This is a genomic window from Mesorhizobium sp. GbtcB19 (assembly GCF_019091085.1).
In the GTDB taxonomy this organism is placed as follows: Bacteria; Pseudomonadota; Alphaproteobacteria; order Rhizobiales; family Rhizobiaceae; genus Mesorhizobium.
Window position 1 is genome coordinate 1 of the sequence record NZ_JAGXJY010000635.1, and the last position, 230, is coordinate 230.

Genomic DNA, 230 nt, shown 5'->3' on the forward strand with positions numbered 1-230 from the left:
GCACGATACCGTGGAAGGGGGCGCAGCCGGTCATCACGCCGATGTTGTAATGATGGATGTAGGCCCAGATGCCCTGCCACAGCGCCTCAATCGTGCGCTTGGAACGGAATTCCTTGAGAACACAGGACCGGCCGAGCTGGGGGAAGCGCGGGCCGGGATGCCGCGCGCCAAGCTTGGTCGGCTCGAACTCGCCCTCGGAAGAGAAGCCGCCGGCCGCCGGGGCGAGAGGC

General features: G+C 67.0%; 1 protein-coding gene. It reads right to left on the minus strand.

The annotated features are described in order from the left end of the window. A partial coding sequence (locus tag KVT37_RS33270) for a GNAT family N-acetyltransferase (protein ID WP_217579125.1) occupies positions 1-230 on the minus strand: 230 nt, incomplete at both ends.